The sequence below is a fragment of the Candidatus Nitrosotenuis chungbukensis genome (assembly GCF_000685395.1).
GTDB lineage: Archaea > Thermoproteota > Nitrososphaeria > Nitrososphaerales > Nitrosopumilaceae > Nitrosotenuis > Nitrosotenuis chungbukensis.
The window spans coordinates 1-8,753 of the sequence record NZ_AVSQ01000005.1; the positions used below are offsets into that span (position 1 = coordinate 1).

Annotated in this window: 3 protein-coding genes; all 3 read right to left on the bottom strand. The window is 35.8% G+C overall.

The features are described from left to right. Positions 1-4,378, bottom strand: a 4,378-nt coding sequence (locus NKMY2_RS01710; RefSeq protein ID WP_238549736.1) for a LamG-like jellyroll fold domain-containing protein, incomplete at its 3' end; no start/stop codon positions are given. Between the two features lie 1,095 nt (positions 4,379-5,473). Further along, positions 5,474-6,244, bottom strand: a complete 771-nt coding sequence (locus NKMY2_RS01715; RefSeq protein ID WP_042683909.1) for a glutamate racemase — start codon at positions 6,242-6,244, stop codon at positions 5,474-5,476. Between the two features lie 135 nt (positions 6,245-6,379). Continuing rightward, positions 6,380-8,753: hypothetical protein (locus NKMY2_RS01720; RefSeq protein ID WP_238549737.1), on the bottom strand; the 2,374-nt coding region annotated here is incomplete at its 5' end.

Consider the following 8,753-nt stretch of genomic DNA (forward strand, 5'->3'; position numbering starts at 1 on the left):
TGACAGATGCGGTTGTTGCTACGGTGTCAGTGAGTCCGAGGTTCTCTGTGAGTGACTTGGTGACAGAAGCGGTTGTTGCTACGGTGTCAGTGAGTCCGAGGTTCTCAGATAAAATTTTGATTTTTGCACTAAATGTAGTAACATTATCAGTGATTCCTAATTGTTCTGAACGATGGGTTATGAGGGTTCTGCCGTTATTATCTGAAAACCCTAAGTTTTCAGATAATGTAGATGAATAAATTTTTGCAGGCTTTGTTGGCCATTGTACAACTTGGAATCTATAGTTCTGAGTATTGGCAGTATCTGATGTATACAGTGTAACAGTATTTGTAGCATTTATGTTGAAAGCGATGCTTCCTACTGGAAAAGTAGTACCAGTTCCACTGCTACGTGCATTTTCGCCCATTATGGATGCAGTACTTAGACTTCTTACCGTGTTTATGGAAAGATTTTGTACATACTCTTCTGTGGCTCCACCACTTCTTGTACCACTAACATGCTGTACTATCATAGCATCATCACCGATTTGACTATTAGATACTACCCAGACTACTGAAGCAATTGATGATGGAGTCGAAGCTGTGTTTTCTAAGTCAAATGTAATTTGGTTTGTTCCGCTAAAGTAGACTTCTTCGCCTGCTTCATCAAGACCCTGTAAACCAGTTCCTGCTCTATGCTGACTTTGGAAAAACGCTCGGCTTGTGGAACCAATATCTGCAATGGTTTCAGTTTCAGCGTTCGTTGTAGCGTATTTGTGTTCTTTTCTTTGTACAGACCAGTTAGTTCCTGTAAATTCAACTACTACATAACTAAGAGAATTTGCATTACTTGATGCTTCTCCTCTAGTAAAGTTAGCAATATCAGATACCGCTACCCATGATGATGTACTTAGTGCAGTATTCCAATCAGTCGCTGCAGTATCGACATTACTCTGTCCTGTGATAAAGACAGCTACCTTGCTATCATCTACGATTCCTGATATTGAAGGTGTTGTTACAAATAGACCCGTACTGGTATAGGAAACAGAACCTGCTGCGCGGATCTTGATGGCATTTGCATTGCTCGGCAATCCTTGATAATCAACTATTTGCCAACAAACTCTGTCGTTATTGGTAGAGCCAGTTCTAGTTAAGGTAACTGAACCACCTGTAAAATCAGGATCACTTAGGTAGACAGTGACATCGTCAGCATTTTGTGTTCCGCCTCCGGCTGTTCTACCTATACCTTGTAACCTAGTGTCCACAATTCTGATGAATGCCTCTCCTTGCGGCTGAGTATAGTCGATTCCGGCAGTAAGTGTTTTGCTTGTTGATCCGCTAGGAATTATGGTACAGCTATTTTGCGTGTTAAATTCAACACCTGGAAATCTTGTTGTGGTGATGGTGTCAGTCATTCCAAGATTTTCTGTCAGGAATTTTATTTTGCTCCTGCCAATAACATCGCTTAATCCTAGATTTTCAGACAATGCGACAAAATTGAGTTTACCTATAGAAACAGTGTCAGTCATTCCGAGGTTCTCTGACAAATTTTGATCTCCAGTCGTTCTATTGAGCTGTATCGTCATTGTAATTCCAAGATTTTCCGATAGTGAAATGGCAGTCTTTTTTACAGATATGGTATCATGCAACCCAAGATTTTCCTTAAAGGAAATTAATGTAATAGTTTTTACAGTGTCAGTGAGTCCGAGGTTCTCTGTCAAAGCTTGTGTTCTTGAAGCTGATGTTGTGACAGTGTCAGTCATTCCGAGGTTCTCTGAAGCTTTATTTGTTATATTTTTAATAAATAATACAGAGTCGGTAATTCCTAGATTCTGTACTAGTTTAGATTTGAAATCATATTTTACGGTAAGTGTGATACCGCTAAATTGTGAACCGATTTCACCACCAGATGCAGGCCTCGCTTCATTTTCTAGTTTCCAACCAAGAGCAAACCAAGTTATACTATTATCAATTGCAGTCTGTAAATCAGAATCAGCACTAGTACCCAAGTCGATTGGTCCTCCAGATGATGCACATGTAATACCTGTTGCATAAGATGTTCCATTTCCAATATCATTCCACAATTCCTTTGCGTCTGGTTCAGGAGATGCTTGTGTTCCCCCGATAGTATATCCAGTAGGCTGGAATTGAATTGGTTTGATTTCACAAGTTCTGGTTCCCGCTGCGGCAGCAACAGTAAAAGATGTTGTTACATCGGTTATTACTGCACTGCTATCAATTGAGCTTATATTGAATTCTCGTGATGTTCTCTTACATCCTGTTGCGCTGCTAGCCTTAGTTACGGTGGCTTTTGATTGAGATGGCTGAGATATGTTATCAGGGGTAGCACAGTTAGTGCCAGTACCCTCAGCTGCTGCCTGCACAAATGTACCACTACTAAAAGTAACAGTTGGATCCAAAAACACTGTTTCACCATTTCTAAGTAATTTAGCTGCTGTGAGGAACTCAAAAGTAGTTTTTAATTTACCATTTTTGTTCTCAATGTTGATATTAGAAAATTCGTTACTTGCCTTTGAAAAATCAAATATTAATGAATCATGATTTTCTTTCTTAAAGTAAACAGTCTCGGATGTAAGATCAGATTTTTTCTTGTTAATCTTCTCATTTTGTTTTAGTTCTTTAATTTGAGTTAGTTCGTCAAGATCAATGAAACTATTGGAGGATTTACCAGTTTGTTTTTCCTTTTTATCAAAGAATTTCTTGACTACCTCCGGCTTTGAAGTAATAACTTGATCTTCAATTTCTGCCGCGTCAGATGTTATACCGTCGATTTCCTGAACAAATCCAAATTTGGTATTTGTTTTGTTTTCATTTGTATTTGTATAGTACAAAAATGATTCTAATGGTTGATCAATTTTTTTACCATATGTGATAAGGAATTTACCGTCTTTATTTTCTCTTAATACATCGATATAGAATCCAGTTGTGTTTTCAAATGTTTGAACATTACATGTATAACTGTTGATTTGTGATTCTGACCATTGTTCAGTACCATCTTGTGCCTCCATTAGTTTCCATAGCTTCTTTCCAATTACAGGAGGTTGATTGGAATCTATTTGGCCTTTTTCATATATGCTGATGGAACAATCATTTTTATCAAATGCAAATGGAATTTGCATTGAATCATAGATTATTTTTTTGTCAGTATTTCTAACAATATGCTCTACGTATTTGTTTGTGATTGGATCTAGTATCCATTCCGGTAATCCAAAAGTAATTTGACCGGTTCCATTTGAGTATTCAACTTTGTAATAGTCCTTTCCTCTTTCTTCATAGTCAATTTGAGGATCTACAGTTATTTGTTTTCCTTGTTCAAGTGTAAGAGCAATATCATCTGTTAGTGATAAGCTATCAATAATTATTGGAGATATGGTATTGTCTCCAAATATCAAAGCGATGTTATCTGTTAGTGAAAGTGTTTCACTGATAGATTGAAATCTAGTTTTGTTATCATATGTTATTTGACTGTTAACATTATTAGAAATGCTAATTGAATCATAAAGTGATACCTCTATATTTTTTGGCATTTTTGAAATGTATAGCTGTTTAATTTCATCCTGTGATAACGCTCCTGGATAGACTAGTGTCTCCTCAATTATGCCTGAGAATTTGTTTGATAGTTTTGGCTCTGATCTTAATGTTGAGATATACGCGCCAACTACAATATCGGATTCAGAATTTGCTACTTCTGCAGGAGTGGTTGCAAGATCGCCTTCCGACACGATAAAAGAGTTGGGCATGGTTTGTTTTGTTTGTAATATGCCATTGACATACAATGAGATTTCTGTTCCGTTGATTATTGCCACAATGTGTGATTTGTTTTGTATTTTGTTTGTTCCCTGTATGTCAGTCCAGCGAATTCCGTCAAATACTGAGAATTTGGCTGTACGATCAGGTGATATGATGTTGTTTAATGACAGTACAAAAGAGTTTTCCTTTGAGAGAACGGTAAGCTCGTCTGATGCACCATCATACTGTGGTGTGATCCAAGCGGTTATGGTGATCTGGTTTGTTTGGTTTATTGTAGGTACAATGATGTATTCTGTTGAGTTTGTGTTCAGTGTGCCGTTTACACTTGTTTGATTCAGTAGATTAATTGGTTCTAATTCAATGGTTTTGGTGATGGTTGCGTTAGTTGGGGTTACCGGGATGGTTGCGTTGTGTACAAAATTGATATCAGCATCTAAACTAGGCTGGCTGATGTTAGATTCCGGAAGAGATACAATGCTTCCTATAGAATCGACGGTTTCATTTGAGGGTTCATCTGTTCCAGTCACATCGGACAAGGTATTATCATTTTGGATTATTTCTTCTTCAGCATACGCATAATATGATGAAGAGATGGATAGTGGAGTAACAATCATCGACGAAGATAACATTGAAATGAAAATAAATGACAAAATCTTTTTATAGTTTTGAATTTGAATGTTCGGTTGCTCAGATCTTACAATAACATAAAGAGCCGCAATGGCAAAAATAAATAACAATGAATAAGATTGACGTTCAATCAGATCACCAGTGTAATCTAGCCCATCCTGAAGATCAAAAAGCGGTAATGTAAGTTTATGATCTTGTTTTACTATCTCAAATAAATTAATTAGATTTTGTAACTCTGAAATATTTTGAAGATCAATTAATGCTTGATTAGATTCACCAATAGGATTATCATATGTACTATCATACAGGGGTTTCATGGTAATATCATGTAATAGCGTAGTAGCTGTAGCATATAGTGGAAGACCAACTATCTTATCAAAGTTGAATTTTCTTTGATTAAAGACCCGCTCCAAGATTGCCTGGTTATTATTGTGTTTTAACAAGTAGATCTGGTTATCAGAACCGTCATTGTTAGACACTGTCATTTGTTCCATGATGGAAAGTCTAGATGTATACTCAACAGCTGGCTTTTTGATTAAGTTCAATGATACTTCTTGATTTTGAAATTGATGTGAGCTTTCATCTACTTGTACTTTGAAATCCTTTGTCAGTGTTGAAACAGACTGTTGTTCAACAAACGTGATCGGCTTAGATTTAGCTTGTTGTTTGATATAATCTAAGACAGCTGTATCCCCATATGATGAGCTAAAAGCTGAAGCTACTAAAATGAAAATTAATAGTGATGAAACTGTTTTGTGACTTGCCAAAAAAATTACCTAGCTGAAATTTGATTTTTGAGATTTGTGAAAAATAAAGCGAGTTTATTGTTAATAGCTAAATTTTTGTCTATGGACCAGAATGGGGGCAATAATCCGAAATTAGCAAATTTTGTGAGATCTAACATCTGAATTAAGTTATCAAAAAAATCAGTTAAGCTCTGAGGAATTTTTAAGAAAAAAGCAATTCCAATACGGCAGAATGATGCTTTAGGAATGCCAATTTGGTTGTTTGACGTTTGTTGTCAAAAACGATAAAAATCAACTAAATCGGATACAAATTAAAAAATTATGATTATATTGTAGAATTTTATTTTGAAATTAAAAATTAATTTTTCTTACTTTATTCTTAATTCTTAATTTAGCAAGATGTTTTTGAAAAACATTCACATCGCCAGAGCTAAAAATTGTCAGTGAATTTTTGTTGGAGGGGAAAAACAGTTTATTTTTTTTAATTTCTTGTGCTACTAGTACAGCCGGATCTAAAAATCTTATTTTAGGGAAACTTTTTGTTAGTAATGGTAATAGAAATGGGAGATGTGTACTAGACAAAGTTGCAACGTCAATGTTATTTGAAATGAATTTGTCACTTAGAATAGAAGTTATTTGTTTTGCACAATAAATTTTTTCATAAAGGAATTTTCCAGACTCAACTAAATACACTAATTTTGATACATCAATTTTTGTTATTTGTATATTTTTATCAAAATTTTTTTTAATGTAATGTTCTAATGCTCTACTTTGTATCACAGATGAGGTTGCAAGGATTGCGATTGACTTAGTTTTTGTTTTCTCATATGCCTCAGATAGCGGGGGAAACACCCCTACCAGTGTAGGGTTGTTATAAAATAGTTTCTTGAGTAACAATGATGGTGTATTTGAGCCCATTATTATTAGGTCAGGCTCAAATTCTTTTTTTAATTTATAGATTGTTTTAGTAATTATTTTATCTAATTCTTTAGTAGATTTTTTTCCGTATGGAAAATTCTTTTGATCAGCAAAATAAATTATATCTGATTTTATTACTTTCTGAATTACTTTGATGATAGATAATGAGCCAAATCCAGAATCAAATACAACTATTTTTGCCATACTTAGTTCTTAAAATTTAATCAATTTACATCTTATCAAATGAATTATCTTATCAAATATTCATAATATATCGTACAAAAATAGGAATTTTTGTTTATGTCAATACCAAACTAATAATTTTTGGAAAATTAATGTCTAATCAGAAGTGATTGTTGTTAGTTTTGCATCGGTGGATCTGTATTTTATCTTCAAATAAACATCTTTTATTGCATGCACGTCTGGAACGACACCACTGTCAGACTCTAGTGTAACACTCCATATTCCAACTATTGGATTTGCTGACGTTATAGAAAATCTTTCCAATTGACTATCTTGTCCTGAATATCTAATCCTGTAGATTTGCTCTCCGATCTCTACACTTACTGTGTTTCCTCTGTTACCTACAGTGGAATCTTTTACTAGACATAAGTTGGATTGTCCAATTACGCATGTACCATCTGGTGCTATTACTCTGTAATGCAGACTGGTGTTGTTATCAGACGAATACAATAATCCCACTCTAGCAATGAGCTGTCCGTTATCATCAACCACGGAGGTTACATTTACAGACTCGGATATTGGAATTGATTTTGTTGGTGTGAATGTTCTCAGTATTGTCTTGGTAGTGTCAATCTTTGTGTCGTATAAATTCAGTCTTGCATTGATGTCGTATTTTGCATCTTGGCTTAGATTGGGTATGGACCACTCCAGGTCGATTACTGACTGTTCCTTGTCGAACACATATTCTGATGATGTATAGACTTCTTTGCCGTCTACTAATAATGACACTGAGCCAAACAATGGCATTTCTCCCCTATTGTACACGTGTGCGATGGGTCTGTAGGTTGATCCCTGTGCCTTACTTTGTGGTGAATCAAGATTTAGTTCAGAGTCAATCTTGTATGTAGGCTTTACTCCAAGATAATATTTTTCTGAGCTTTGTACCTTTGCGTCGTTGTTTGCCACATTGATCCAATAAACTATTGCTGGTGCCTGCAGGAACAAAGTAGGTAATTCTGCAGTAACTATGTACGTATTTGTTGTATTTAGCGGTATGATATCCATCTTTATTGCAGCATAGTTGCTATAGTTGTTGCCTGCGGTAATTACTCGCAGCTCGGCTCGCTTTAGTATAGATATACTATCAATTATTGAGGTTATCTTAACTTGAGTACCTAGATCAACAAACTGGTTTATTGTTGTTGCTAGAATTGGTTTGTTTCCTTTTACTTGGAATTTAACATCAAATATGTTTGGTCTTCCTATCTCTATAGTTGGCTCAGAGACGCCTGCTTTCTTGATATCCTTTATTGAATTAACCACTATAGTCTTTTTGCATTGATCTATGTTTACTAGATACGAATCAGTTATTGCAGTTCTTCCACTTGCCTGTTCTGCAATAACAATAAAGTATTTTTGGTTTGAATTGATCGTGGCTTCGTATACGTATCTGCTTACTGAGAATAATTTGTTAGCTTCTGTATACGGTTGGTTTTGATCCAGTGTTGCAGCATATACTTTTTCTGATGTTCTTATCTTTACATAAGGTGACGGTGCTTCTGTTCCCACTACTCCAACTGTGATTTTAACTATGTTCTTTTCACATTTGTCGTATGATATGTCATATATGGTTATTGGCTGATTTAGTTTTCCTCTAAATCCTGCTTGTCCAGATGTTGCACTTGTACCACCGCCGCCACCTCCTCCACCGCCACTACCCCCACTTGATCCGGTAGTAGATGTGCTAGCACTTGTGCTAGTACTAGTTGCTTTTGCAGATCCAATTGCTGTAAAGTGAGTCGTATAAACTACCAAGTTGGCTCCCTCTTCAACATAGCAGGCTTGACCAGAAGTTAATGTGGGTGGATTCGAAGCACATAGTGATAATATTGTTATCGATGATGCACCAGCAGCCCGTACAAATCCAACAAATCCTTGGTTGTTTCCATCTCCTATAAATTCAATTCTTACAGGTTTGTCGAATGAAAGATCTGAATTGGTAAGGCCGATCTCTATTACGGTGATATCACTATATGTGGTAGTTGTAGTAATAGTTCCACTAGTAGTTTGCTGTGCAGATATTGTAGCAGTTGTTATTGTTGGTAATTCTAACGTTCCATCCCAACCAGCTGGTCCTGTTATGGTGGTTGTATCAGAGAACTCTACTTCAACATCGTTACCTGTGTGTGTAGTATCGATATCAGCCAAAATAGTCGGTCCGGCGTTTAATGTTACAGTATTTCCTGATTGGATTCTTGAATAATCAATCGAAATATCTGCAAAGTTATCGGTGATTATGATAGTCTCAAGTGCTGTATTGACATCAGCAATTACTAGATCTACATTGGCTTGATCTACAGTAACTGAAGCTTGTGGAATATTTACAAGTATTTGGTTTGATGCTAGATTTTTTGCCGATGTTGGGATTGCGATGAATCCTAGATTTTCAGAAAGAGACTGTGTTGTGATTGTTACTCTTATAGTATCAACAAGGCCGAGGTTCTCTGTCAAAGCTTGTGTTCTTGAAGCT

What these genes read in the sequence shown, in the direction of transcription:
- NKMY2_RS01715 (WP_042683909.1), bottom strand. Translation starts at nt 6,244, where the DNA reads ATGGCAAAAATAGTTGTATTTGATTCTGGATTTGGCTCATTATCTATC.